The sequence below is a fragment of the Campylobacter sp. CFSAN093259 genome (assembly GCF_012889985.1).
Classification (GTDB): Bacteria; Campylobacterota; Campylobacteria; order Campylobacterales; family Campylobacteraceae; genus Campylobacter_D; species Campylobacter_D jejuni.
On record NZ_CP040617.1, the window covers coordinates 1447229 to 1473157 of the forward strand.

Below are 25929 nucleotides of genomic sequence, written 5' to 3' on the forward strand. Positions count from 1 at the left end.
AGGCAGAAATGATCAATCCTATACAACAAAGTTATGTGGCAAATACCGCATTAAATACAAATAGAATAGATAAAGAAACTAAAACAAACGATACTCAAAAAACGGAAAATGATAAAGCGAGTAAAATCGCAGAGCAGATTAAAAACGGTACTTATAAAATCGATACAAAAGCTACAGCTGCTGCGATTGCTGACTCTTTAATCTAAAACTTTCATTCTCCTTTTTTTTGAGAGAGAAAAGGAGAAAATATGCTTAAACAAAGACTTGATGAAGTAAATGCTATCTTAGCAAAACTTATTGCTTTAACCGAAGAAGATATAGAAAATATCAAAGTGGCTAAACATGAGAGTGTAACGCCAAGTGTAGAAGAAAAAAACAAACTTATCGCGGAATTTATTACAGCTAAAAAACAACTTGATGTTGCCTTGGTTGAGCTAAATAATAGCTCTACAAAAGGGCTTAGTGAACTCTTAGATGATGAAGATAAACAAAAACTAGATCTACTTAAAAAAAATCTTCAAAACCTTCATAGTAAAAACAAAGAGTATGCTAAATTTGTTCTTATTGTCAAAGATTTTCTTGATGGCTTAGTAAATAAAATGTTTGATATCAATGATGGAACAAATAATGCTTATGGAGATAAAAAGACAAATCCAGAGTCAATTTTCAAGATCAATGTATAAGGATTTATAATGGGTATTTTTGGAACATTATACACAGGTGTTACAGGCTTAAAGGCAAGCGAAGTTCAAATCGCAACAACTGGAAATAATATCTCAAATGCTAATGCAACTTTTTATACACGCCAAAGAGTGGTGCAAACTACAAATGGATATATTACAACAGGTGGAGTTCAAGTAGGCACAGGAACTGCTGTAGAAAGTATAGTGCGTTTGCATGATGAGTATTCTTACTATAAATTAAAAGGTGCATCTACTCAACTAGAATATACTAAATATATGGCTTCCACTTTACAAGAAATTGCGCAGCGTTTTCCCGACTTACAAAATACTGGAATTTTGCAAGATTTAGAAAATTATAACAAAGCTTGGAATGATTTTGCATCTAACCCTAATGAAAATGCCACAAAAATAGCCCTTGTAAAAGCTTCTCAGACCTTAACAGAAAGCGTTAATAACACTTTTGCAACCTTAGATAAAATCCAAAAAAAAGTAAATGATGATATTAAAAATACAGTTGATGAGATTAATAGAATTGGCGAAGAAATTGCTACTATAAATAAACAAATTTATGGACAAGAAGCCTTACCAACAGAACACGCAAATGAACTTAGGGATAGAAGAGATGAACTTGAGCTTACTCTTTCAAAGCTAGTTAGTGCAGTTGCAAGCAAAAATGAAATCAATCAAGACAATCGCCTTGATACAACCATCACTGATCCAGGACATCAATACAATCTAAGTATAGAAGGTTTTAGTATAGTAGATGGAATAAATTTTCATCCTTTAAAGCTTGATTATGATGATAAAAATAAATCTTATAGCATTTATTATGAAACTCCTGATGAAAAAGTTCGCGATCTTACTGCAAAAATTAGCGGTGGACAGCTTGGTGCTCAACTTGACTTACGCGGTAGAAACTATAGCAAAAGCGAAGGAAAATATGAAGATGGAATTATCCAAGGTTATATGGATTCTTTAGATACTTTTGCTAAGACCATGATCAATGAAACTAACAATCTTTATGCAAGTTCTGCGAAAAGTTCTGTTACTTCTGATTATCTATCTGGGCTTAAGGGAGATATTCCTTTAGTTAATTACGATAGAACCATACAACCAGGAAGTTTTGATATAGTCATTTATGATGATAAAGGCGATAAAAAACTCACCAAAACCATCACCATAGATGTAAATACAACCATGAATGATATCATGCGCCAAATCAATGCTAATACAGATGATAATGACAATAAAAATTCAAACGATGATGTTGATGATCATATCAATGCAAGTTTTAGCTACGATGCAAAAACTGGAGATGGTTTATTTCAAATCAATGCAAAATCAGGTTTTAAGGTAGCCATTGAAGATAAGGGCACAAATTTCGCAGGTGCGTTTAGCATAGGTGGTTTTTTCAGCGGAACTGATGCAAGTGACATGAAAGTAAAAGATTCCATCTTAAATGATCCAAGTACAGTAAGAGCAAGCTCAAATGGAGTTGATAGTGGTAATGACATGGCAAATAAAATCATCCAACTTCAATATAAAAAAGTTAATTTTTATAATGAAGATGGCACTATCGATAATCTTACTATGGAAGAATATTACCGCAAACTTACAGGTAAAATAGCCTCAGATGGTGAAAATAACAATGTCGTCAATTCAAGCAATGAAACTCTTTATAATTCTGTTTATAGCGAGTACCAATCTAAAAGTGGCGTAAATACAAATGAAGAATTAGCCGCCCTTATACAATATCAATCAAGTTACGGTGCAGCAGCAAAAATCGTCTCAACCGTAGATCAAATGCTTGATACCTTACTAGGGCTTAAATCTTAAGCTCTAGTAATATCAAATGAAAAATTTTATCCATCTTAAAGCTAAGCTCGATTTTTTAGCCAATCAAAAAAATACCAATCATTCCCTTTTTGAAACTCCAGATCCTTTGCAAATTGCTAAAATTCACAATGATGAATTTATTGCCTTAATTTGTGCTTTATTTGCCTATGGAAATGCTAAAAATATAGTAAATTTTCTAAAGAAACTTGATTTTTCTTTATTAAACCTTCAAGAAAAACAAATAAAAAAAGAACTTAAAAATTTAAAATACCGCTTCCAAAATGAAAAAGATATACAAGAAATTTTTATCACTCTTTCAAGGCTGAAAAATGAAATTTCACTCTACGAACTTTTTTATCAAGCCTATCAAGAAAGAGAAAATACCACAGATGCCATCTTAGCTTTTATGCAAAAAATCAAAACCTTAAATTCATATTCAAGTTATGGATATGATTTTTTCTTTGGAAAAATTTGGCAAAACACCCCTACTTCACCTCTTAAACGCTATAATATGTATCTAAGATGGATGGTTAGAAAAGATGAACTTGATCTTGGACTTTTTACCAAAATTCACACCAAAGATCTTTTAATTCCACTTGATACACATGCACATAAAATTTCCTTGACTTTAGGACTTCTAAAGCGTAAAATATATGATTATAAAAGTGTTTTAGAACTCACACAAAATTTAAAAAAATTAGATGCAAATGATCCCATAAAATATGACTTTGCACTCTATCGTTTAGGGCAAAGTAAGGAAATTGACAAATTTAAGGAGTGAAGAATGGGTTTTGAGCACTTAAATACGATTTATTATTTCATACTTTTTTTTGTAGCTCTTTTTGCTGGTTTTATAGATTCTATTGTAGGTGGAGGAGGGCTTATTACTCTACCAGCACTCATAGCCTGTGGAATTCCTGCGCATTTATCCTTAGCAACAAACAAACTCCAAAGCGTCTTTGGTTCTTTTACGGCTACTTTAACTTATTTTAAATCCACCACTCTACCTCGTCTTGCTTGGGGTGTTTTTTTCACAGCCTTAGGAGCAGCTATAGGAAGTTATAGTGTTCTTTTTGTAAAAGATGAGCAATTAAAGCTTATTATCTTAATCTTTTTAACTCTTACCTTCTTATATACAGCCTTACGTCCCAACTTAGGCAAACACGAAAGCGAACCTAAAATAAAAAATATCAAAATTTTTCATTTAATTTGTGGCTTAACTTTAGGATTTTATGATGGATTTTTAGGGCCTGGAACGGGTTCATTTTGGATTTTTGCTTGTGTGATGCTACTAGGTTTTAATATGAGAAAAGCGAGCATTAATACTAAAATTTTAAATTTCACAAGCAACATCATTGCTCTTGCTATATTTTTATGGCAATATGAACTTTTATGGGCTGTAGGTTTGCTTATGGGTGTAGGACAAGTTTTAGGAGCTTATTTAGGCTCAAAACTTGTATTAAAAACTAATGGAAAGTTTATAAAAACTTTATTTTTAATCGTTGTAGGAGCTACTATTATTAAAGTAGCTTGGGATTATTTTAGTTAAAATTGACCCCTGAGCTAAGCTCCCACATAGGTAAAAATATACCTAAAGCCAAAAACAAAACTAAAAGCGCTACAAATAAAGTCATCATAGGCTCTAAAAAAATCAAAAATCTATCCATCAAATTTTCGCTTTTTTGTTGATAATATTTGGCAATTTCTTCACTTAATACTTCAAGTCTTCCACTTTTCATCGCAACACTAAGCATAGAAAACACCAAAGAATCAAAAATATCAATCTTTTTAAAAGCCTGACTTAACTCAAGACCAGAATCTATAAAACTAAAAAGTTTTTTATACTGAAAAATTAAAAATTTATTTTCAAGCCCTATAATAGCTAAATCAAAAGCTTTAGATATTGAAATTCCATTTTTTAAAAGCAAAGAAAAAACCATAAAAAAATAATAATTTTGATTATAAATAATCAAACGAGAAATCAAAGGTACTTTTAAAAATAAAAAATCGCAAGAAAAAGCAAAAGAATGAAAATTTTTATAAGCTAAAATAAGCATAACAATAAAAATAACAAACAAAAATATGCAAAAAATTCCATAGTCATCTAAAAAATTATAAATTTCTAACATTACATGCGTGATAAAAGGCAAACTCGCGCCTAAATTTTCAAATAAATCTTTAAAATTAGGCACTACAAAAAGCATTAAAAACAAAAATGCTCCGATAATACTTAAAAAAACCAAAGTAGGATATCTAAAAGCCTTTTTTAATTGTTTTTGACTCTCTAAGCTTTTTTCTCGAAGTTTAGAAATTTGACTAAACACTTCACTGATTTTTCCTGTCTTTTCAGCCGTTTTAATCAAAGCTAACTCCGCACGATTTAATCCAAAATTAGCATTTTCAAAAGCTTGATTTAGATTTTGGGCTAAAATTAAATTGTCTAATATTTTTTTCATAATCTTGCAAGAATGCATAAAATATAATTCTCTAATCGCTTCTTGAACACTTAATCCAACTTCACACAACAAAGCTAGCTCTTTAAAAAAGAGTATAAAATTTTCATCCTTTAATCTCTGAAAATTAGATTTTTGAATTTCTTTTATATCAATGATTTTCCAATTCTTTGATAAGGCTTTTGCTTGTGCTGTATTTAAATTTTCAGCTTTTATAGTTTTTGTATAATTTTGATTGTTTTTAAGAAATTCTACTTCATAAAATTTCATCTTACAACCCTTAAAAGCTCATCTATACTTGTAAGACCTTCTTTGGCTTTTTTTAAACCTTGTTCAAACATAGTTTGAAAGCCATATTTTTTTGCAAGCTCCATTAAAATCGTTTTATCTTGATTTTCCCTAATTGCACAAGCTAAATCTTCATTGATCTCTAAGCACTCAGCGATTAATTCTCTGCCAAAAAATCCACTATGATGACAACGCTCACATCCTTTTGGTTCAAAAAATTCACCTTCAAATTCAATATAATGTTTTTTGCTTTTTTGCTTACACCAAGGACAAAGTTTTCTAACCAAACGCTGTGCTATAACAAGACTCAAAGCCGATGCTATCAAGTAACTTTTTGCTTGCATATCCAAAAGCCTATCAATGGTACTAAGAGCATCATTAGTATGCAAGGTGCTTAAAAGCAAATGACCTGTTAAAGAAGCTTTAAGTGCAATATCTAAACTTTCTTCATCGCGAATTTCTCCTATCATGATAATATCAGGATCTTGCCTTAAAATTGCTCTTAAAACACTATTAAACTCGACTCCAACTTTTGAATTGAGCAAAATTTGCTGCACTAAAGGAATTTTATATTCTATAGGATCTTCTGCGGAAATAATCTTTTTTTCAATACTTTTCAACTCATTTAAACACGCGTATAAAGTTGTGCTTTTACCACTACCTGTAGGACCGGTTAATAAAATCATTCCATTGGGACGATGTAAAATCTTTTTTAAAATTTCTAAATTTTTATTTCCAAGATTTAGTTTATACAAATCCAAAATTTCTTTATCATGTTTTAAAATTCTTATAACAACACTTTCGCCATAAATCAAAGGCAAACATGAAACACGAAAATCATATCTTTCATTTTCAAAATCTAATTCAAAACTTCCATCTTGTGTTTTTCTTGATTCAGCTAAATTCAAACAAGCTAAAAATTTGACATGAAAAACCAAAGCTTCATAAATATCCTTCTCAAAAATAGCAAATTCACGCAAAATTCCATCAACCCTAAACCTAATCAAAGCATCATTATTTCTTGCCTCTATATGAATATCACTCGCATGAAAAGATAAAATTTCATGTAATAAAAAATCAAAAATTTGACTGATGCAACTTTGATCATCTCTTTTGTGATTTTCTTGCCATTCAAGTCTAAGCTTAATGCTTAATCTTTTAATCTCCTCTTGAATGCGAATTTGATTTAAAATTTTAGCTATCTTTAATTCATCGGCAATTGCAGTGTCGATTTTTTCACAAATCATAAAAGTCTTAACTTGCTCTAAAAGCTCTAAAGAACAAGGTTTGGATCTAATAATCATAAAGCCGTCATTGTTTTTAATAAGCAGAAATTTAAATTTTAAAAGTAAAGAAAAAGGTATACCTTCATAAATAAAATCATTATCTTCATCTAAATCAACAAAATGTAAATTACAAAAATTTGCTAATTTGTTAAAAAAATCCCAAGAAGTGATATTAAATTTAGTGCAAATTTCATCAAGACTTATTTCATTATCAATATAAGCTTGAAAAATTTTATCCATTCTACTTTCCATCTAATTCCATTAAACCATAATAATTTATATAAGCATCTAAAGCACTTTGAGCTTCTTTTTCTTCACCTAAAGCTCTTTTAGCCTGAGCAAAAATCAGCCAAGAATCTTGTTTTTGCTTGTCAAGTTCATTGGCTTTTAAAGCCCAAAATATTGTCTTTTGATAAGCTTTAATATCAAAATACTTCTTAGCTAAATTTAATGCCTTTTCATAGCTTGGATTTTGATAAAAAGATTTTTTTAAATCAGAAATATTTAAAATTTTAGAATCAATTTCTATCTTGCTAATATGTGTATTTTCCTGCACCGCTTTAACTTCTTCTAGTTCTTTATATAACTTTTCCCTAGAAATCTTATTTTTTTCTTGTAAAATTTGCGCTTGAAGAATCTTTTGCTCCAAATGCTTTTTATGTTCAATAGCCTGCAAATAAATATTTTTTTGCTTATTATATTTTTGCATTAGCACAAAAAAACAAAATGCTATTACTGATATTAGAATAATTAATAATAAATATTTTAAATATTTTTTAAGTAAAAAGTATTTATACCTAAGCTCAAGCTCTTTAATTCTTTCTTGCATATCTTACCTTAATAAGCCATTCTCTAAAGCACTAAGCTTTAAAATATACTCTTGACTTTTGTTTTTATCAAAAAAACTATTTATCTCATAAAAACTTTTTAAAGTTTTATCAATATATCTTAAATTTCCTTGAGAAATTTTTTGTAAAAACTTAAGACATTTATTTGAAAAATTCATTCCAAATTTCAATTTAATATAATCATCAAGTTCTAAAAGACTAATATTTTTCAATTTAAAACAAGCACTTAAACGACTTTTAAAATGCTCTTTTTTAAGTATATTTAACTTTTTATGAGAACTTAAAACAAAACTTATAGAATCACTATAAATCCTGATGCTTTCTAGCATTGCATAATCATACATTCCCACTTCATCAAGAATGATTAAACTCTGACCTTGTGAAATCAAAAACTCAATTTTTTCTTTTAAGAAACTCTGATCTTTAAAATTTTCATTAATAAAATCAACATTATATTTTTTTGCCAATCTTTGCAACAATACACTTTTACCACTACCACTTTTTCCCCATAAAAAAATAAAAGCTTTTTGGCTTTCTAAAATTTGATTGATTTGATGAAAAATTTCTTCTCTAAATGGAATAATTTTACTCATAATGCTTAAATCCTAGATCTTTAAGACTTGGAGCATTTACGCTATCTACTATACTTGGAGTGATAATAAAAACGATTTCGGTTGCTTTAGAATTTAAAACTTCTCCTTTAAACAAAGAACCTAGGATTGGAATTTTTGATAGAAAATTGATAGAATTTTTCTCATTAGATTTATCGTGAGAAATCAATCCGCCTAAAATTAAAGTTTGATTATTCTCTACTTGCACAACACTAGAAAGCTTTTTTTGTATGGTATCAGGAGCAATAGTTCTTGGTTCTTTTTGTCGTTTATTATCTTCTGGATACTTAAAATCACTTAAGCTTGGATTAATCCTAAGCATTATTTTTCCATCATCAGAAATTTCAGGCAAGATATTGAGTAAAATGCCTACAAAAATAGAATAATTATTATAACTTTCACTAACAGTAGTCCCATTTTCAGTACCTTTAGAACTTTCTTTAACTTGATAATTTATAGTATCGCCTACAGAAATAATGGCTTGTTGGTTATTTAAAGCCATAAGCTTTGGATTAGAAAGCACGCTAGTTTTTCCATTTTGAGAAAGAAAGTTAATAATAGAATCAAAATTTAAATTCGCCCTTAAACCCAAATTCTTAACAAAACCTTGCCCATTTTGAAACTGAATAAAAGAATTTTCATTATTTACTTGTGAATTTAAACCTATATTAAAATTTTGCCAATTAATCCCACTAGAATGGCTTTCATTTAAACTCACAGCAAGTATGCTAACATCGATAATAACTTGTTTTTTAAGACGATTTTCTAGTTTTTGCAAATAATTTTTCACACTTTTTAACTGAGAATTTGTTCCAGTTACTATAATAAGACCTGCATTGGGATTTATAATGGGAGTTTTAGCCTCATAATCTTCATGAGAATTTTTTAATAATACAATAATCTCTTTTTCTATATTTTGCCAAAAATCAAATTTTTCCATACTTTTAATCATGTTGTCTTCTGCATCATCAAAACTACCGCTATATTCACTTTGCCTTGGTTTAGCGTCTACAGACGCTTTAGTTATGCTTTGTCCTTCTCTGATAGAAGTGATATAACTTATCTTAAAAATCTTCGTATTAATGCCTGAAATTCTTAAAATTTTACCATCAAAATCATAGCTAAGATCATGCTCTTTGATAAAAAAATTAAAAATTTCGTCCAAACTCATTTGATGAATATTGACAGAGTTTTGCAATGTTTCTAATTTTTCTTTGGCAATTTTATCTTTAACAATAATACTGAAAGAACAATATTTTGCAAGCTCATCAAGACTTTCTTGTATGCTTAATTTTTCGTTAATACTGATATCAAAAAGACGCTTTTGACAATCTAAAGCATAAAGATAATGGCAAAAAAGAATGTTAATTAATATTAATCTTATCATTTTTATTTATTTGGATTGCAATTTCTAAATTATCATATTGGAATTTAATCTCTTTAGTATTTATTTCATATATTATAGCATCATCAATCATATCACCTTTTTTATACCATCGATCATAAATTTTTACTTTATCAAGTATAATTGCAGTAATTTTAATATGTCTTAATTTTTCAAAAGTAGGATTCACAAATGGGTTTTGAAGAGTATTAAAATTTATACGATTTTCTTTATCTATAAGTTTAAAATACTCTTCAAAATTATCTTGTGCAAACAAAGTGCTAAAACACAATGTAGCACTAAAAATATATTTTATCAGCTTTCGACCTCATTGCTATAATCAGCCATAGCAATACGCTTAAGCTGTCTATAGCGACGTTGAGCGTCTTTTTTATTGCGTTCAAAAAGCTCAGCAGCGTGTTCAGGATTTGCTTTTTTAAGTGAATTATAACGCACTTCATTCATCAAAAATTGCTCATATAAATCCCAATCAGGTTCTTTTCCTGTTAGAGTTAAAGGATTTTTTCCTTGCTCTTCTAAACGAGGATCAAAGGTATAAAGTGGCCAATAACCACATTTTGTAGCAAGCTCACCTTGCTCTCCTGAGTAACCCAGCCCACCTTTAATACCATGAGCTATACAAGGAGAATAACAAATCACCAAAGATGGTCCATCATAGGCCTCAGCTGCAGTGATAGCTTTGATAAGATGAGTATAATTTGCCGTTGAATTTACTTGTGCTACAAAAATATAACCATAAGTCATAGCAATTTGACCTAGATCTTTTTTCTGTATAGGTTTGCCTGCTGCTGCAAACTGTGCTACAGCTCCTGTTCTAGAAGATTTTGAACTTTGACCGCCTGTATTAGAATAAACTTCTGTATCAAGCACTAAAATATTTACATTTTCTCCACTTGCTAAAACATGATCAAGTCCGCCATAGCCTATATCATAAGCCCAACCATCACCACCAAAAATCCAGTGAGATTTTTTACTTAAATACTGTTTAAGCTCTAATATATCTTGTACAGCTTTAATATTTTTATTTTGCTCTAAAATAGGGATCATTTTATCTTTAATTTCCACAGACATAGCACCATTGTCTTTATTTGCAATCCAATCTTTAAAAAGAGCTGATAAAGCATTTGGAACTTCTTGCATACTTTCATTCATGATATGTTCAATGCGGTGTCTTGTATTTTCAGTTGCAATTTTCATACCCAAACCAAACTCAGCATTGTCTTCAAAAAGTGAATTTCCCCAAGCAGGACCGTGTCCATTTTTCACACTTTTTCTATAAGGAGTTGATGGAGCTGAACCCCCATAAATAGAACTACAACCTGTAGCATTAGCCACAATCATTCTTTCACCGAACAATCTTGTAATTAAAGTAATATAAGGAGTTTCCCCACATCCAGGACATGCCCCATGGAATTCAAATAAAGGTTGGGCAAATTGCGCTCCTTTTGTGGTTTCTTTATTTAAAATATCATCTTTATAAGTAATTTCTTTAAATAAATAATCCGCATTTTCTTGCTCACCAAAATCCATCTCTTCTTGAAGTGGTACCATAACCAAAGATTTTTCTTTAGTAGGACACTCATGAACACAAAGCTCACAGCCTGTACAATCAAGTGGAGAAACTTGAATTTTAAAGCTTAATTTTTCTCCTTTGGTTCCTTTAGCTTCTAAAGCATGATCTTTTACACCGCGAGGTGCATTTGCCATTTCTTCATCATTAATCAAAAATGGCCTGATAACAGCATGCGGACAAACTGAAGCACATTGATTGCATTGAATACAATTTGCCTCTATCCATCTTGGTACCATAACCCCAACACCGCGTTTTTCGTATTCGGTTGTGCCGTGTTCAAAACTTCCATCTTCATAACCTAAAAAGGCTGAAACAGGTAAATCATCACCCTTAGCCGCATTCATAGGTTTTACGATTTTTTCAACAAATTCAGTACCTTTATAGGCATTGGTTTGTTCTTTTTCTTTAAGCTCTAAATTTTTCCAATTTGGATCCACTTCAACTTTTACAAGTCCATCAGCACCCACATCAATAGCCTTGTAATTCATTTCTACAATAGCATCGCCTTTTTTACTATAAGATTTATACGCAAGCTCTTTCATGTATTTTTGTGCGTCTTCATAAGGAATGATTTTTGCAAGTTTGAAAAAGGCTGATTGCATAATGGTATTTGTACGATTTCCCAAACCTATATCACGAGCTAGTTTGGTTGCATTGATGATATAAAAATTTACTTCTTTTTCAGCTAAAGTTTTCTTTACTGCATCTGGAAGTTGTCTTATGGTTTCTTCAGCATTCCAAATACTATTTAAAAGGAAAGTTCCTCCTTTGCGAATTCCTGCTAAAACATCATAAATTTCCAAATAAGCCGCTACCGAACAAGCGATAAAATGCGGAGTTGAAACAAGATAAGTTGAACGGATAGGTTTTTTAGAAAATCTTAAATGGCTTCTTGTATAACCCCCTGATTTTTTAGAATCATAAGCAAAATAAGCTTGAGCGTAAAAATCCGTTTTATCTCCGATGATTTTAATCGAGTTTTTATTTGCACCCACAGTTCCATCAGCACCAAGTCCGTAAAATAAACATTCGATCGTACTTTCATCTCCAAGTGAAATTTTCTCTCCAGTACTCAGTGAAGTATGAGTTACATCATCAATTATACCTACAGTAAAGCCATCTTTTGGATTATCAAGTTTAAGATTTTCAAATACTGCTATCATTTGAGCAGGATCAACATCCTTTGAAGAAAGTCCGTATCTTCCACCCACTATAACAGGAGCATTTTCTCTTCCATAGAAAGCTGATTTTACATCAAGATAAAGTGGTTCTCCGAGACTTCCTGGTTCTTTGGTTCTATCTAAAACCGCGATTTTTTTCACTGATTTTGGCATAACATCAAAGAAATATTTTAAACTAAATGGGCGATAAAGATAAACTTTTAAAATCCCTACCTTTTCACCCTTGGCATTAAGATAGTCCACCACTTCTTCAAGTGCTTGAGTTACAGAACCCATAGCAACAATCACACACTCTGGCTCTTTGTGACCATAATAAGTAAATGGTTTGTATTCTCTACCTGTAATTTTTGAAATTTCTTGCATATATTCATTAACAACATCAGGTAAAGCATCGTAAAAACGATTGCTTACTTCTCTAGTTTGAAAATAAATATCATCATTTTGTGCTGTTCCACGTGTTTTTGGATTTTCTGGATTTAAAGCATTATTTCTAAATTCAAGCAAAGCTTCTCTATCTAATAATCTATCAAAATGCGCATAATCCATTACTTCAACTTTTTGAATTTCATGGCTTGTTCTAAAACCATCAAAAAAATGTAAAAATGGCACTCTTCCCTTAATTGCAGCTAAATGTGCTACACCAGCTAAGTCCATGGTTTCTTGCACAGAATGCGAACAAAGCATAGCAAAACCAATTTGTCTTGCTGCATAAATATCTTGATGATCACCAAAGATAGACAAAGCTTGAGCAGCCAAAGAACGCGCTGCTACATGGATTACACAGGGGAGTAATTGACCTGCTATTTTATACATATTTGGAATTTTAAGGAGTAATCCTTGAGAAGCCGTATAAGTTGTAGTCAAAGCCCCAGCTTGTAAAGATCCATGCACACTACCTGCAGCTCCTGCTTCACTTTGCATTTCTACGATTTTTACAGGAACTCCAAAAAGATTTTTTTTTCCTGCAGCTGCCCACATATCGGTATAATCAGCCATAGGAGAACTAGGTGTAATAGGATAAATTCCAGCAACTTCAGTAAAAGCATACGCAGCGTATGCAGCAGCCTCATTTCCGTCCATAGTTTTCATAATTTTACCCATTGAGACCTTCCTTTATATTGATAATTTTTATAATTTTTTAACTATCAATTTACTATAAATTCTCTTAAAAGGCGTTTAACGAAAACTTGAAATTAGTTTAATCTAGCTATATAATTAACAGCCTCATATGCATTTAAAAATACCATAGAATGAGCTTTTAATTCATTTTCATTGCCATAGCCACAAGTTAAGGCCAAAGGAGTGATATTAGCAGAAATTGCAGCTTGAATATCTAATATTGTATCGCCTATCATATAGGCATTTTCTTGAGTTTTATTGAGTCCTTTTAAGGCTAAAATTATAGGTTCGGAACTTGGCTTTGGATTTGTGACATCTTCAAGAGTAATTAAAGTTTTAAAGAATTTTTTAACTCCCAAATAATCAAGCAGAATCGGAGTAAATTTACCTCCTTTTGTTGTAACTATACCAAGATCTGCAATTTCGCTTCCAAGTTCTAATGCTTCTTTTGCTTTAGGCAAAAGAGTGGTTTGTTCTAAATAAATTTGTGCATAAATTTCACGATAAGCTAATACAAATTCTTTACTTAAATTTACTTTATCTGGATAAAGCATTCTAAACATTTGCTCTAAAGGATAACCTATGAGATTTTTGATTTCTTCATTATTTTTAGAAGTTAATCCAAGGGCTTTAAAAGCTCCTTGGAAAGAATTTAAAATAGCATCAGTAGAATCAATTAAAGTGCCATCTAAATCAAATAAAATAGTTTTATTCATTATCTTAAAATAAATTTAGCATCCACTCTTCTATTATCCGCTCTACCTTCTTTAGTGTCATTGCTTGAGCGAGGATTATCTTGACCATAACCTACTGTTTTGATGCGACTTTTTTCTACACCATATTTTTCAAGTTCATTAGCAACACTTTTAGCACGTCTTTCAGAAAGCTTTTGATTATAAGCTCTTGAACCGATATTATCTGTATGTCCTTCAAGAATAGTATCATATCTTTCATTTTCATCTAAAACTTTTGCAATTTCTTTGATTTTTTCTTGAAAAGTTGGATTTATAGTAGTTTTATCAAAACCAAAATGACCTTCCAAAGAAATAGTTTTTTCGCAACCATTTTCATCTAACAAAGCACCTTCTCTTGGTTCAACAGGACATTTTGCTTGTGGAGTTGCACGAGTATCAGCAACTTCTTCTACAGCTTTTTCCTTTTTGCCACCAAAACCAAAACTAATACCTAAAGTTGAAACCCAATTATGGTTTGCATGATTGAAATTAATTTGATCTCTAGTTTCAAGTCTTAAAGCCAAAGAATCACTAAGACGGAATTTTACACCCGCGCCATAATGTCCAAATCCACCGCTTTTATTATCATAAGCAGCATTTGAAAAATCCTCATATCCTCCACCTGCTAAACCATAGAAATAAAATTTCTCACCTACATCAATACCTTTAATAGCACTCAAATAAGTTCTTGTAATATCTGTAGTTTTATTTGTATTTGTATATTTAACATCAGAATAATGCTCTAACCCAAATTCTAATTGATCAAGCCAAAAATCGTCAAAATGATAACCAAGTCTAATCCCTGGTGCATAACGATTATCCATATCTAAATTACCTTCAAAGTAATTATAGTTTAAAGTTGGAGTGATTTCAAATTTTACATTGTTATCAGCACCAAATAAAACACTTGCCAAACCTAAACATAAGAATATTTTTTTCATAGAAAAAACCTTTCATTGTGTTATAAAATAAAAATTTAAATTTTGCAATTATAACATAAATGATAGAAAAAAGGATGAGTTTTATAAAAAATTGTAGAAAGGTGGGAAAATCCCACCAAAAATATTAACGTTTAGAGAATTGTGGGCTTCTTCTTGCTTTGCGGCGTCCATATTTTTTACGCTCAACAGTTCTACTATCTCTAGTAAGAAGTCCTTTAGGTTTTAATAAGGCTCTAAAATCAGCATCCATAGCTGCTAAAGCTCTTGAAATTCCATGTCTTAAAGCTTCAGCTTGAGCACTATAGCCCCCGCCTAAAGTAGTTGCTTTAATATCCATTGAAGTTTCTTGTTTAGTCACAAGTAAAGGTTGAACCACTTTAAGCTTAATCGCCTCGTGTCCACCAAGCCAAGTGTTTAAATCAACACCATTAACACTAATTTTACCACTACCTGGTTTTACCCATACCTTTGCGATAGCAGTTTTTCTCTTACCTGTTGCGTATGTTGTTGCCATGATTATTTTCCTTCTTTAGCAATTTGTGCAGTGTGTGGGTGCTCACTACCCGCATAGATTTTTAATTTTTTAAGCATAGCTCTGCCCAAATTTGTTTTAGGAAGCATACCTCTAACTGCTAATTTATATAATTTTGCAGGATTTTTTTCAAGTAAATCACCAAATTTTTCGCTTTTTACACTTCCAAAATATCCTGAATGTCTATGATAAAGCTTATCTTCTGCTTTATTAGCACCTGTAAATACAGCTTTTGAAGCATTGATGATAATTACATAATCACCACAATCAACATTTGGAGTAAAGCAAGGTTTGTTTTTACCTCTCAAAATTGTTGCTACTTCAGTTAAAAGACGACCAAAGCGTTTGCCTTCTGCGTCTAAAACAATCCATTCTCGTTTTACTTCGTTTGGCTTTGTTATCTTTGTCATAATTTTTACCTTTGCCAAAAATTTAAAATGTGATTGTATAAAAAATAATATTAATTTTTACTTAATTTAAGTAAAAATTAAGTTTATATTTCCAAAATTTGAATTTCATTTTCCAAACAATAAACTATAAAAGCACGCACTTTATCTTTTTGCAAAATTTCACTAATGGCGATCTTATAAGTTCCTACCTGCTCTTTATGTTTATCTTGCATAGCAAGACCTGTTTTATAATCAATTATAAAAGCTTCTTCATCTTTTAAAGCAAGCAAGTCTAATTGTTTAATTTCTCCATTAAAACTCAAAGCTTGTTCTTTTAAAAGCTTTCCATCACCAATCAAATTTTGAAATTGAATATTTTTAAGTAAAATTTCAATTCTTTTAAAAAGCTTTTCAAAATCACTCTCATCTAAAAAATGTCTAAATTTACTCTTGCATCTTTGAGTAAGTATTTGAAAATTTTCACCCTTAGGAAGTTTTAAATTTTGCATAAAAAAGTGAAAAGCATTTCCAAAATATAGTTCTTTACTATCAAGCCTTTCTTCACTTTGAATTTCTTGCAAGGTAATTTTTTCAAATTTTTGCAAAGTTTGAATGCTTTCTTTTTTAACGCTTAAAATTTGTTCTTTGCTTTCTAAAAAACCTCTCTCTTGAGAATGTATATTTAAAAATCCCCCCTTAAAATAACTTGGATAATTTCCATTTACACTTTCTTCATTTCTTTTTATGATGATCAAACTTTCCTTAGCTCTTGTAAAAGCCACATAAAGTTTATTAATATCATCTTCATAATTTGCTCTTGTAATATTTTCTTTAAAAAGAGTATAAATAGGCTCTTTAGTAAGCTCTCGAATTTTATCTTTAATATGGAGTTGCCAACCTTGATTGATATCATATTCAAGCATGATATCTTCATTGTTTGAATTGTTTTTAGATAAACTATCAAGTAAAATCACATGATCAAATTCCAAACCCTTAGATTTATGCACACTCATAATACTAATTCCCATATTTTGTTCGCTTACTATTTTCAAAGCACAAGGCTCAAATAAAAGCTTTAAAAAATTCTCCTTAGTTTTAGCATATTCGATAAATTGTATTAAAGCGATATCATTTAAATCAAGTTTTAATTCTTTTATTAAAAAAAGTACATTTTCCATAGCATTTTTTGAAAAATCAAGGGTAATTTTTCTCGGCTCAAAACCTAAAAGTTCCTTTAAAAATACCAAGTAAAACTCATCACCAAAAATACAATATTTAGCATATTCTAAAACAAGTCTTACACTTGCTTTATTTTCAAGTAAAACATTGCTTTGAGTAAATGCAGGAATATTTTGCTCTCTTAAAAAATCCAAAACCATATCTGCATCACTATTTTTCCAACACAAAATACAAATATCATCATAAGAAATATTTTTAGATCTTAAAAAATTAATTTGCTCAAATAAAGTTTCTAAAGTCTTTTCCTTAATTTCTTGGGCTTGGTTTTTAACCTTTTGTTCCTTAGACTCCACAATACGCACAAAACCGCCTTTTTTACTTTCTAAGGCAAATTGTTCTTTATAATCTTTGATTTTTTCTTTAAAAGTTTCATTAACAAAATCAACCAAAAGCTCTTTAGAACGATAATTAGTATTTAAATTATCACTTTTAATTTGACTAAATTCTTGTTTTAACAAATCAAATAATTCTTTTTTTCCTTTACGAAAGCGATAAATACTTTGTTTTTTATCTCCTACATAAAAAAAAGTGCGATTTTTCTTAACCCCTTCTCCTGAAACAAGCTCAGCGATCAAAGGGCGTAAAATTTGATATTGGATCACGCTTGTATCTTGAAATTCATCAATAAGCAAATGCGAAATAAAACCATCTAAACGAAAATAAATCATATCCTTAAATTCACTGGTTATTAACTCATAAACTTTTTTACTCACATCTTGGAAATTTAAGGTATTTTTATCTTTATGAAATATATTTTTAGCTTCACTATAATGATTTAAAAGATTCATTAAATTAGCAATTTTATAATTTTCAAGCTCTATGGCATAGGTATTTAAAGCATTTATAAGCTCCATTCTTTTTGCACTAAAATGCAGGTTAGTACTTTCTAAATCTTGTAAATATTTTGTACTTTCAAATTTTGTCATAAAACTTGATTGCATAAACACGGATAAATCTAAAACTTCACTTTTGAAATTGTCACACAAATTTTTATAATTTTTTACATGAGTAAGACCCAAACAATAACTTCTTAACTCACTATAAGCTTTATTGATATAAGCTTTAGTTGGATTTAGAATTTTAGGACGATTTTGAAAATAAGCATTCTCATAAAATTTTTCAAGCTCGTTAAAAAAATTTTCTTTCTCATCAACTAAATTAATATAATAAGCCAAATCTTTTAATTCATCTTTTTTAAGAAGTTTTAAAAAAATCTCTCTTACATCAAGCCTCTCTTCACTCATTGTAAAATCACTACTTAAGCCCAAATTTAAAGCAAAAACACGCAAAATTTTTCCGAAAAAAGCATCAAAAGTACTGATTTTTAACTCTGTTCTTAAAAATTCTTCTTTTTTAGCATCTCTTAAAGAAATAAGCTCTTCTTTATCTTTACCTAAAAGCTTGCAAAGTTCATTGCATTCACTGGTTTTATTTTCTTTTTCTAAGTTTAAAAAAGTCTCAATAATTCTTTTTTGCATTTCATTAGCAGCTTTTTTGGTAAAAGTCAAAGCTAAAATTTCATTAATCCTAGCTCCTTTTAAAATAAGTGCTACAAAACGCACACTCAGGGCAAAGGTTTTTCCGCTTCCTGCACTCGCTTCTAATGCTAAAAAAGGCTCAAATTGACTCATTTTAATTCCTTTTTATAAATGAGTTTATAAGGACAATACTCATCTTGTTCATTTTCAAACTCTATTTCTTCCTTACTCATAAGAACTAAATCTTTAAGTCTTTCTCTTAGCTCATCTAAACTTTTGGCTTTTTGATGCAATATTTGCATACTATTTAAATCATAAAAACCCACGCTTGCATTTTCATCATATAAAGCTTGGTAAAAAGCAAGTTGATAAGAATTACTTGGCACTTTTCCACTTTTATAATCAATAATCAAATTACCTTCTTTTGAACTATCGATACGATCTATAGTACCCTTAAGTTTTATACTATCTGTTCCGAGCTTTAAAATATTGTTTAACTCAAGCTCTGTATGTGCGACATAAAAGCCTTTTGAAAAATGCTCTTTTTCATTTTTAGCAAATTGTATAAATTTTAATTTAAATACTTCAAGATCAAGTTCACTGATATTGTATTTTTGATATTCTTTATCCAATAAATTTGCAAAAACTTTTATATCAAAATTATTATTTGCATAATTTTTATAATAAATTTCAAGCATTTTATGGATAAAATTTCCTTGATTTTTCGCTTTGCTTTCCTCGCTTAAAACCCTAGGTTCTGCTAAATTTAAAATATAACGATAATAATAAGTTCTTTTTTGATTTTCCAATAAATTAAAACGACTAAAAGAAAGCGGAAACTCGAAAGGATTATGCTTTAAAATAGGAGCTTTTATAGGAGTTAGATTAGGTTTTATGCCTTCATAGTCTAATTTTAAAGCATTAAGATAAGCTTTTTGGTGGATATGAGTTTCATAAAAAAAGTCAAAATCAAGTTCATCTAAAAAACGTGATTTGCTTTTTTCTTCATTTTCCACAAAGCAAATACTTACTTCTAAAGCATTCTTCATCAAGCTTTCATAATAAAATCTTTGTAAATTTTCTCTTCTATCATAGCTAATCAATCCTGCTTTTTTACGCACTTCATTGTTTAAAAAAAGCTCATTAACACTTCTTTTAGGAATAAATTCTTCATTAAAATCAACCAAAATCACTCCATCAAAACAAAGCCCACGACTTTCTAAAAGTCCCATTACCGTAACCTTACCTCCACCTACATCACTAAGGGAAAGTTGTGAAATTTGCATGAAAAAAAGATGGATCAACTCTTTAAGAGTTAAAGACTGATTTTTCAATAAATCTTTAATAAAATAAAGTTCTTTTCGTATCAAATAAATAAGCTCTTGCTTTTCATTTTCTAAAAACAAAGCAAGTAATTTTTCAAAATATTCAAAATCACATTTCTCATCAAAATACTTTTTAAACTCTATAAAATCAAGTTTTAAAGAATGTAAAAGCGTATTGTGATAATCAAAAATCATCTGCGTGTCTTCAAAATAATCCTCTTGATTTTTATAAATAAAAGAAGCACTACTAGCACTTTCATAAAGTGCTTGAAATTTTTGATAAAACAAACTCTCTTTAATACTAATTCCACTTGCAAAGTTAAGCATATTGTCTTTATCAAAAAGTCTTAAAAACTCACAAAAACTTTCATCTGGAGTTATAACTGCAATATTTTCAGGCTTTAAACCTTTGCGTACAAAATGTGAAATTTCATCCATAACAAAAGCACATTGCAAAGCCCTTAATTCAAAAGATTTGAGTTTAATTTTTGAATTTTTTGTTTTAAAAATTTCTTCTTTTAAGATCTCTTGTTTTGAAAGATTGATTTCATAATGAGTGTTTATTTTTAAATCAAATATTTTTAAAAAATCAAGTTTTAAAAGATATTCAAGATTAAATTTACTCGTTTTAAAACTTAAAACCACTTCTTTAATCTGAGAAATTTCACTTAATAAATTTTCTTCAAATTTACTTAAAAAACCTTGCAAATCATAAACTATAGCTTCATACTCATCTAAAAAATCTTTATTAAGAGTGTAATTTTTAGGTAAAGAAAGATCATCATAAAAAGAATTCTTTTCAAGCAAAGCAAGATAATTCTTATATACCTCATCTAAAATTTCCAAATGTTCATTATAGGTGGCATAATAATCATTGTTTTTAAGATCTTCTATGCTTTTTTTTTCCAAACTCAGTTCTTTAAAAAAAGAAAAAAGATATTCGTTATTTTTCAAAAAAGCAAAAAATTCTACCGAAATTCCTAGTTTTTTTTCTAAATCCTTACTTTTTAGACAAGCTTCTTGCATTAAAAGCAAACTTTCATAAGAACTTGCTTTGTGAAAATTGCTCAAACAAACTTTATCTAAAAATTCACCTATATGAATAGCACTATCTAATAAAGCATTTTGCTGTTTTTTTTGATTATAATATTCTCTAATTTGCCTTGAAGAGCTAAAAATTCTTAATTTCATTGAGCATTTAATTCGTAGCTAAAAAAACCCACTGTTTCTTGATTTGCATAAAACTTTAGCTTAAGCTCCCATCTACCTTTATCTAATTTAGGTAAAGCGATACTTAAAATTCCATTTTTAACTTGTCCTTCTAACTTTTGATCAAAATTTTTAGTGAATGGTCTTGTAAGAAGAACTTGAACTTTTAAATCATCAGAATTTATATTTTGTAATGCAGAAATTTTAAAATTTGCAACATAGGAATTTTGATCCACTTCATAACTAGGAATTTTTCTTTTACCTATAAAAGTGATTTTATCATTTTGAAAATTTACTTTAAAAAATTTATCAAAATTTACTTGTTGTTTTTGTATTTGATTGTAATTATTTTCAACATTTTGATAAGAGTCAAAATAAAAATCATCCTCATACACAGGATGGTGACTTGCTATAAAAATCGTTACAATACAAGCAATAATTATAGCCAAAAGTGAAAGCAAAATACCATAAGGCCAAAAACTTTTTTTAGTTTCTAACATTTTTTTTCCTCTTTATTCTTCTTTGTGCATAGTATAACAATGCAAAGCAAATAAATCCATAGATAAGTATTCTTAAAATATTGATAGTATCACGATTTGCATTACCTATAGAATGTTCTAATTGTAATCCCAAGGATTTTGCCACACGATCTACAATATCTGCATAACCATTAAGTATAGCAGCATTATAAATATCACCTTTATTTGTAGCTAATATCGGCAAAATAGATCCTGTTCCAGGATAAGGACTAAGCACAGCTTCTTTATCAATCAAAGCTAAAGCACCTTTTGAGCCTACTATATCAACTTTGTGAGAATTTTTTGACAAAAGAAGCAATATATAAGATTGAGGAAGTTCTTTTTGTTTATTTAATAAAGTTTCAATTTCAGTTTTATCACCAACCATAACGCCGATAAAAATATTACTTTTTTGGTAAAGCTCTTTTCCTATAAGATTAATCTCGTTACTTACTTTTTGACTTAAAATATTTTCATTAAAAAGTACAGCATCAAGAGCAAAAACCCTAGAAGGCAATAAAACAAAGAAGAAGATAGCTAAAAAAAAGCCATCTTGTAATATTTTTTTCATCCTATATGAAGATGATTTACGGTCAAAACCGACCAAGCGGTGATTGCAGCAGCAACAACTAAACCAATAACAATTAAATATTCCAAAGCCTTACTCATTGTGCTTCCTTTATACTTCTATGATCTTGTTCTTTTGAACCAAACATCTTTACACTTTGTACATCTTTAAGACTATATGGCTTTTGCATCACTTCTTGCTGAGCTTTAAGACCCCAAATAGTTAAAACTGCTAAGATAACAAGCAACAAAACCGTAGCAATTAACATACCTGTAACACCTGAAAGAGAAAACACGCATCTATTATTATTTTCCATCATTCACCCCTTGAAAGAGAAATTACATACTCGCCAACAGCTTCTTTTTGAATATCATTAAGTGTTGGAAAACTCGGCATTGTTCCTATAAAACCAGCCTTACCACTATGTAAAACATCTACTACAAAAGCTGCAGAACCGTATTTTGTAAGATCTGGGAACATTCCATCTTGACCTTTTCCATCTTCTCCATGGCATGCTGCACAAGTTGCATAAGCTTCTTTACCTTTTGCTACTAAATTTTCATTTGCAGTTTTCTTAATAGCTGAAAGATCTTTTGCTACATAAGCAGCAATAGCAGGGATATCTTCTTCTGCTACACCTAAATCAGCAGCACCAAGCATTTCTCCACCTGGAAAATTCATACCTTTTGAACCATGTTTAATTACATTGATTATACCTTCTTCACTACCCCAAATATTTAAATTTTGAGCTTTACCATTGATACCATCTCCTGTAATTCCATGACAAGCCGAACACTGAACTAAAAAGATATTTTGACCCATTGCTATTTTATCTTCAGGAGATAAATTTTTAAATTTTTCTTCAAATTTTGTATTATGAGTTGCTACTTCTTCATTATATTGACCTATACTTGAAAAAGAATTTAAAGGATATCCCCATAGAAAATACCAAATAGCCCAAACAATAGTCAGGAAAAATACCACAGCCCAACCAGTAGGAACAGCATTTTTATACTCTCCTATTCCATCCCAACTATGTTCACTAAGCTCTGACTCGCCTTTTTTTTCTTTCATTTGCTTAAACATTCTACCCACAATAACTAGTGTGATTAAAATGATAAGAATAGCTCCAATTAAAGATAAGAGATTAACATTATCTTCTAAATTTAACCATTGCATTAAGCACTCCTTTTACTTTCTAATACACTATCATCAATATCATCTTTTAAGGCAAGGTTTACATAATTTTCATAATTTCTCTCGCCTTTTTTTTCTGTTCTATATAAATGATACCAATACGCATATAATACTATTGACAAAAACATCACGAGTGCAAAAAAACCATAACCTTGGAAAATCTCCCACTCATGTTTTTGAACTGTTGCTAAATCAAATGTGATTAAATTTTTAATCACATCAAAAACTATTGATAAATGTTCCATCATCTTACTTTAAGCTATTTAAATAAGCGATCAAAGCAACTATTTCTTTGATTTCACCTTTAGCAAAAGCATCTTTTACTTCTTGATTTTTCATTTGATCAACTATAGCCTGAGCTTCAGCTTTTACTTCAGCTTGTGCATCCTCCCAAGAACCAAGTTTTGTTCCATTTTCTGCATCATAAGGAACATTGAAAACTTTTTTCACAGTTAAAGCCTCAGCATAAGCAGTTTCAATATCTGCATTATTTTTAAACATATGCTTATATGAAGGCATAATAGAATCTGGAACAACAGAAGTAGGATCCCACATATGATTTTCATGCCAATCAGCCGTTCTATAATTTCCTACACGAGCAAGATCAGGTCCTGTTCTTTTTGAGCCCCAAAGAAAAGGTCTATCATAAGCAAATTCACCACTTACAGAATACATACCATAACGATCTGTTTCTGATTTAAATGGACGAATAAGCTGTGAATGACAAGCATTACAACTATCTTTAATATATACTGCACGCCCTGCAAGTTGTAAAACCGTATAAGGTTTTTTACCTTCAATTGGTCTTGCATTTTCTGCAAAATTTGGTAAAACTTCAACTATGCCTGCATAAGCAATCACTACAAAAACAGCTACAGCAAAAAAGAATGGATTTTTTTCTAACCAACTAAACATATTTTCTCCTTTTTATGCTGCCATAGGCGAAGCGCTTTTTGGTTCTTTATCAAGCACTCTTCCACAAGCAATTGTTTTGTAAATATTATAAGTAAACATAAAGAAACCGATAAGATACAACAATCCACCAATCGCTCTAATCCAATAATAAGGAACAATAGCCACAACAGTATCAATAAAGCTATAAAGCAAGTTACCATACTCATCTGTCGCTCTCCACATCATACCTTGAGTAATACCCGCAATCCACATTGAAGCAAAATAAAGAACTATACCTGTGGTTTGGATCCAAAATTGAGCTTCCATTAAAGATTTGCTATAAAGCTCTCTTTTGAAAACTCTAGGAGTCATATGATAAAGCGCAGCCATAGTCATAAATCCTACCCAACCTAATGTTCCATCATGAACATGTCCTGGAATCCAATCTGTAAAGTGTGCTAAAGCATTAACAGATTTAATTGAAAGAATTGGCCCTTCAAGTGTTGAGAACATATAGAAAGTTGATGCCAAAATCATAAATTTAATCAACGGACTCTCGCGAAGCTGACTCCACTCACCTTTCATAGTAAGCAAGATATTAATCGCTGAACCCCAAGAAGGTAAAATCAATACTACAGAGAAAACCGAACCCATAGTTTGCATCCAATCAGGTACAGTTGAATAAATCAAATGGTGACCACCTGCCCAAAGATAAACAAACATTAAGCCCCAAAATGCAAATAAAGAGAGTTTATAAGAGAAAATCGGCTGACCACTTTCTTTTGGCAAGAAGTAATAAATTTGAGCAATAATACCCACAGTAAATACAAATGCCACAGCATTATGTCCATACCACCATTGTACTAAAGCATCATTTGTTCCTGCATACATTGATACACTATGCCACCATTTACCCATTCCAGTAACAAAATAAGTTGGTACTTCCATGTTGTTAAAAAGATAAAGCATAGCTATACCTAAAAATGTAGCTATATAATACCATAGAGAAATATAAAGGGTTTTTTCACGGCGAATTCCAATAAGTCCAAAAATACTTACACCCCATAAAACCCAAACAAGAACAACAAGAATATCTAAAGGCCACTCAAGCTCTGCATATTCTTTAGATGTAGTCACACCCATAAACAAAGATATAACAGCTAAAACCATAGTAAGCATATAAAGCCAAAAATGAAGCTTACCAACAGCCATTAAAAATCTTGACTCAGCCATACTCACTTTAAGAACACGCTGACCTATATAATACCAAGTTGCCCAAATCCCTGAAAGCATAAAACCAAAAATCACACCTGAAGTATGAAGTGGTCTAAGTCTTGAAAAAGTGGCATATTCTCCTGCTAAATAATTTAAATTAGGATATGCCATTTGAAAAGCTATAAGAGTTCCTATAGCCATACCAACAATGCCAAACAATATGGTCGCAAACATAAAATATCTTGCAACCGTATAGTCGTAATTTAATACATTACCTGGATGCATCGACTTTCTCCTTAAAATTTTTGATAACAAGAGAATATTATAGAATATTAATTATACATTTTTTCTTAAAAATGATAATTTTGTTAATCATTTGTTATGTTTTATATTTTAAGGCTAAATCA

At 30.2% G+C, this 25929-nt stretch carries 26 protein-coding genes; 5 read left to right on the plus strand and 21 right to left on the minus strand.

Going from position 1 to position 25929, the window contains the following annotated elements; genetic code table 11:
- Positions 1 to 8 precede the first annotated feature (8 nt).
- From flgM to FBF20_RS07500, 5 genes are read left to right on the plus strand one after another with little or no spacing between them, the layout of a single operon-like run.
- Positions 9 to 206: a flagellar biosynthesis anti-sigma factor FlgM gene (gene flgM, locus FBF20_RS07480; RefSeq protein WP_002779262.1), complete on the plus strand. Its 198-nt coding sequence runs from the start codon at positions 9 to 11 to the stop codon at positions 204 to 206.
- 42 nt (positions 207 to 248) lie between these two features.
- Complete coding sequence (locus tag FBF20_RS07485; protein WP_002779263.1) at positions 249 to 683, plus strand: flagellar protein FlgN; 435 nt, start codon at positions 249 to 251, stop codon at positions 681 to 683.
- Positions 684 to 692: 9 nt separating this feature from the next.
- Positions 693 to 2519 (plus strand): flagellar hook-associated protein FlgK, encoded by a 1827-nt coding sequence (gene flgK, locus FBF20_RS07490; protein WP_002851396.1) that lies wholly within the window; start codon positions 693 to 695, stop codon positions 2517 to 2519.
- Between the two features lie 16 nt (positions 2520 to 2535).
- A complete protein-coding gene (locus FBF20_RS07495; RefSeq protein ID WP_002851318.1) occupies positions 2536 to 3300 on the plus strand; it encodes a TIGR02757 family protein in 765 nt (254 codons plus the stop codon).
- A gap of 3 nt (positions 3301 to 3303) precedes the next feature.
- Complete coding sequence (locus tag FBF20_RS07500; protein ID WP_002851426.1) at positions 3304 to 4068, plus strand: TSUP family transporter; 765 nt, start codon at positions 3304 to 3306, stop codon at positions 4066 to 4068.
- On the opposite strand, the gene FBF20_RS07505 is transcribed toward FBF20_RS07500, so the two are convergent.
- The 21 genes from FBF20_RS07505 to ccoN form a co-directional block, all read right to left on the minus strand.
- Complete coding sequence (locus tag FBF20_RS07505) at positions 4061 to 5242, minus strand: type II secretion system F family protein (RefSeq protein WP_002851165.1); 1182 nt, start codon at positions 5240 to 5242, stop codon at positions 4061 to 4063. The genes FBF20_RS07500 and FBF20_RS07505 overlap by 8 nt on opposite strands.
- Positions 5239 to 6798 (minus strand): GspE/PulE family protein, encoded by a 1560-nt coding sequence (locus FBF20_RS07510; protein WP_002864463.1) that lies wholly within the window; start codon positions 6796 to 6798, stop codon positions 5239 to 5241. The genes FBF20_RS07505 and FBF20_RS07510 overlap by 4 nt, the downstream gene beginning before the upstream one ends.
- On the minus strand, positions 6788 to 7375 hold the full coding sequence (locus tag FBF20_RS07515; protein WP_002851370.1) for a membrane protein: 588 nt from the start codon (positions 7373 to 7375) through the stop codon (positions 6788 to 6790). The genes FBF20_RS07510 and FBF20_RS07515 overlap by 11 nt, the downstream gene beginning before the upstream one ends.
- Positions 7376 to 7378: 3 nt before the next feature.
- Positions 7379 to 7987 carry an ATP-binding protein gene (locus tag FBF20_RS07520; protein WP_002851464.1) on the minus strand — a complete coding sequence of 203 codons (609 nt, stop codon included), beginning with the start codon at positions 7985 to 7987 and terminating at the stop codon, positions 7379 to 7381.
- Positions 7980 to 9392, minus strand: a complete 1413-nt coding sequence (mshL, locus tag FBF20_RS07525) for a pilus (MSHA type) biogenesis protein MshL (protein ID WP_002862130.1) — start codon at positions 9390 to 9392, stop codon at positions 7980 to 7982. Before mshL ends, FBF20_RS07520 begins: the two co-directional genes overlap by 8 nt.
- The gene (locus FBF20_RS07530) at positions 9370 to 9681 is read right to left on the minus strand and encodes a hypothetical protein (protein ID WP_015016496.1); all 312 of its coding nucleotides are present in this window, start codon (positions 9679 to 9681) and stop codon (positions 9370 to 9372) included. Before FBF20_RS07530 ends, mshL begins: the two co-directional genes overlap by 23 nt.
- Before the next feature lie 23 nt (positions 9682 to 9704).
- Positions 9705 to 13265 carry a pyruvate:ferredoxin (flavodoxin) oxidoreductase gene (nifJ, locus tag FBF20_RS07535; RefSeq protein WP_002851382.1) on the minus strand — a complete coding sequence of 1187 codons (3561 nt, stop codon included), beginning with the start codon at positions 13263 to 13265 and terminating at the stop codon, positions 9705 to 9707.
- 92 nt (positions 13266 to 13357) lie between these two features.
- Positions 13358 to 13999, minus strand: coding sequence for an HAD family hydrolase (locus FBF20_RS07540; protein ID WP_002851542.1), 642 nt, complete (start codon positions 13997 to 13999; stop codon positions 13358 to 13360).
- A complete protein-coding gene (cadF, locus tag FBF20_RS07545) occupies positions 13999 to 14958 on the minus strand; it encodes a fibronectin-binding outer membrane protein CadF (RefSeq protein WP_002851185.1) in 960 nt (319 codons plus the stop codon). The genes FBF20_RS07540 and cadF overlap by 1 nt, the downstream gene beginning before the upstream one ends.
- A gap of 124 nt (positions 14959 to 15082) precedes the next feature.
- Complete coding sequence (gene rpsI, locus FBF20_RS07550) at positions 15083 to 15472, minus strand: 30S ribosomal protein S9 (RefSeq protein ID WP_002851459.1); 390 nt, start codon at positions 15470 to 15472, stop codon at positions 15083 to 15085.
- 2 nt (positions 15473 to 15474) lie between these two features.
- The gene (gene rplM / locus FBF20_RS07555) at positions 15475 to 15900 is read right to left on the minus strand and encodes a 50S ribosomal protein L13 (protein ID WP_002779321.1); all 426 of its coding nucleotides are present in this window, start codon (positions 15898 to 15900) and stop codon (positions 15475 to 15477) included.
- Between the two features lie 83 nt (positions 15901 to 15983).
- The gene (locus FBF20_RS07560; protein ID WP_002851192.1) at positions 15984 to 18749 is read right to left on the minus strand and encodes a RecB-like helicase; all 2766 of its coding nucleotides are present in this window, start codon (positions 18747 to 18749) and stop codon (positions 15984 to 15986) included.
- Positions 18746 to 21112: a PD-(D/E)XK nuclease family protein gene (locus tag FBF20_RS07565; protein ID WP_002890523.1), complete on the minus strand. Its 2367-nt coding sequence runs from the start codon at positions 21110 to 21112 to the stop codon at positions 18746 to 18748. Before FBF20_RS07565 ends, FBF20_RS07560 begins: the two co-directional genes overlap by 4 nt.
- Positions 21109 to 21630: a FixH family protein gene (locus FBF20_RS07570; protein ID WP_002869790.1), complete on the minus strand. Its 522-nt coding sequence runs from the start codon at positions 21628 to 21630 to the stop codon at positions 21109 to 21111. The genes FBF20_RS07565 and FBF20_RS07570 overlap by 4 nt, the downstream gene beginning before the upstream one ends.
- The gene (locus tag FBF20_RS07575; RefSeq protein ID WP_002851454.1) at positions 21617 to 22219 is read right to left on the minus strand and encodes a hypothetical protein; all 603 of its coding nucleotides are present in this window, start codon (positions 22217 to 22219) and stop codon (positions 21617 to 21619) included. Before FBF20_RS07575 ends, FBF20_RS07570 begins: the two co-directional genes overlap by 14 nt.
- Positions 22216 to 22317: a hypothetical protein gene (locus tag FBF20_RS07580; protein ID WP_002858872.1), complete on the minus strand. Its 102-nt coding sequence runs from the start codon at positions 22315 to 22317 to the stop codon at positions 22216 to 22218. Before FBF20_RS07580 ends, FBF20_RS07575 begins: the two co-directional genes overlap by 4 nt.
- Entirely contained in the window at positions 22314 to 22535 is a 222-nt protein-coding gene (locus tag FBF20_RS07585) for a DUF4006 family protein (protein WP_002864471.1), read from the minus strand. The genes FBF20_RS07580 and FBF20_RS07585 overlap by 4 nt, the downstream gene beginning before the upstream one ends.
- Positions 22532 to 23395, minus strand: a complete 864-nt coding sequence (locus FBF20_RS07590; protein ID WP_002851306.1) for a cbb3-type cytochrome c oxidase N-terminal domain-containing protein — start codon at positions 23393 to 23395, stop codon at positions 22532 to 22534. The genes FBF20_RS07585 and FBF20_RS07590 overlap by 4 nt, the downstream gene beginning before the upstream one ends.
- Positions 23395 to 23658 carry a cytochrome c oxidase, cbb3-type, CcoQ subunit gene (locus FBF20_RS07595; protein ID WP_168952611.1) on the minus strand — a complete coding sequence of 88 codons (264 nt, stop codon included), beginning with the start codon at positions 23656 to 23658 and terminating at the stop codon, positions 23395 to 23397. The genes FBF20_RS07590 and FBF20_RS07595 overlap by 1 nt, the downstream gene beginning before the upstream one ends.
- Positions 23659 to 23662: 4 nt before the next feature.
- Positions 23663 to 24328: a cytochrome-c oxidase, cbb3-type subunit II gene (gene ccoO, locus FBF20_RS07600; protein ID WP_002851187.1), complete on the minus strand. Its 666-nt coding sequence runs from the start codon at positions 24326 to 24328 to the stop codon at positions 23663 to 23665.
- A gap of 12 nt (positions 24329 to 24340) precedes the next feature.
- Positions 24341 to 25807, minus strand: coding sequence for a cytochrome-c oxidase, cbb3-type subunit I (ccoN, locus tag FBF20_RS07605; RefSeq protein ID WP_002851405.1), 1467 nt, complete (start codon positions 25805 to 25807; stop codon positions 24341 to 24343).
- Positions 25808 to 25929: the final 122 nt, after the last annotated feature.

What these genes read in the sequence shown, in the direction of transcription:
- FBF20_RS07505 (WP_002851165.1), bottom strand. Translation starts at nt 5,242, where the DNA reads ATGAAATTTTATGAAGTAGAATTTCTTAAAAACAATCAAAATTATACA.
- rpsI (WP_002851459.1), bottom strand. Translation starts at nt 15,472, where the DNA reads ATGGCAACAACATACGCAACAGGTAAGAGAAAAACTGCTATCGCAAAG.
- FBF20_RS07495 (WP_002851318.1), top strand. Translation starts at nt 2,536, where the DNA reads ATGAAAAATTTTATCCATCTTAAAGCTAAGCTCGATTTTTTAGCCAAT.
- ccoN (WP_002851405.1), bottom strand. Translation starts at nt 25,807, where the DNA reads ATGCATCCAGGTAATGTATTAAATTACGACTATACGGTTGCAAGATAT.
- FBF20_RS07485 (WP_002779263.1), top strand. Translation starts at nt 249, where the DNA reads ATGCTTAAACAAAGACTTGATGAAGTAAATGCTATCTTAGCAAAACTT.
- FBF20_RS07585 (WP_002864471.1), bottom strand. Translation starts at nt 22,535, where the DNA reads ATGATGGAAAATAATAATAGATGCGTGTTTTCTCTTTCAGGTGTTACA.
- FBF20_RS07520 (WP_002851464.1), bottom strand. Translation starts at nt 7,987, where the DNA reads ATGAGTAAAATTATTCCATTTAGAGAAGAAATTTTTCATCAAATCAAT.
- flgM (WP_002779262.1), top strand. Translation starts at nt 9, where the DNA reads ATGATCAATCCTATACAACAAAGTTATGTGGCAAATACCGCATTAAAT.
- flgK (WP_002851396.1), top strand. Translation starts at nt 693, where the DNA reads ATGGGTATTTTTGGAACATTATACACAGGTGTTACAGGCTTAAAGGCA.
- FBF20_RS07510 (WP_002864463.1), bottom strand. Translation starts at nt 6,798, where the DNA reads ATGGAAAGTAGAATGGATAAAATTTTTCAAGCTTATATTGATAATGAA.
- FBF20_RS07590 (WP_002851306.1), bottom strand. Translation starts at nt 23,395, where the DNA reads ATGCAATGGTTAAATTTAGAAGATAATGTTAATCTCTTATCTTTAATT.
- FBF20_RS07570 (WP_002869790.1), bottom strand. Translation starts at nt 21,630, where the DNA reads ATGTTAGAAACTAAAAAAAGTTTTTGGCCTTATGGTATTTTGCTTTCA.
- rplM (WP_002779321.1), bottom strand. Translation starts at nt 15,900, where the DNA reads ATGACAAAGATAACAAAGCCAAACGAAGTAAAACGAGAATGGATTGTT.
- FBF20_RS07565 (WP_002890523.1), bottom strand. Translation starts at nt 21,112, where the DNA reads ATGAAATTAAGAATTTTTAGCTCTTCAAGGCAAATTAGAGAATATTAT.
- FBF20_RS07540 (WP_002851542.1), bottom strand. Translation starts at nt 13,999, where the DNA reads ATGAATAAAACTATTTTATTTGATTTAGATGGCACTTTAATTGATTCT.
- cadF (WP_002851185.1), bottom strand. Translation starts at nt 14,958, where the DNA reads ATGAAAAAAATATTCTTATGTTTAGGTTTGGCAAGTGTTTTATTTGGT.
- mshL (WP_002862130.1), bottom strand. Translation starts at nt 9,392, where the DNA reads ATGATAAGATTAATATTAATTAACATTCTTTTTTGCCATTATCTTTAT.
- FBF20_RS07595 (WP_168952611.1), bottom strand. Translation starts at nt 23,658, where the DNA reads ATGGAACATTTATCAATAGTTTTTGATGTGATTAAAAATTTAATCACA.
- FBF20_RS07560 (WP_002851192.1), bottom strand. Translation starts at nt 18,749, where the DNA reads ATGAGTCAATTTGAGCCTTTTTTAGCATTAGAAGCGAGTGCAGGAAGC.
- FBF20_RS07500 (WP_002851426.1), top strand. Translation starts at nt 3,304, where the DNA reads ATGGGTTTTGAGCACTTAAATACGATTTATTATTTCATACTTTTTTTT.
- FBF20_RS07580 (WP_002858872.1), bottom strand. Translation starts at nt 22,317, where the DNA reads ATGAGTAAGGCTTTGGAATATTTAATTGTTATTGGTTTAGTTGTTGCT.
- FBF20_RS07515 (WP_002851370.1), bottom strand. Translation starts at nt 7,375, where the DNA reads ATGCAAGAAAGAATTAAAGAGCTTGAGCTTAGGTATAAATACTTTTTA.
- ccoO (WP_002851187.1), bottom strand. Translation starts at nt 24,328, where the DNA reads ATGTTTAGTTGGTTAGAAAAAAATCCATTCTTTTTTGCTGTAGCTGTT.
- nifJ (WP_002851382.1), bottom strand. Translation starts at nt 13,265, where the DNA reads ATGGGTAAAATTATGAAAACTATGGACGGAAATGAGGCTGCTGCATAC.
- FBF20_RS07575 (WP_002851454.1), bottom strand. Translation starts at nt 22,219, where the DNA reads ATGAAAAAAATATTACAAGATGGCTTTTTTTTAGCTATCTTCTTCTTT.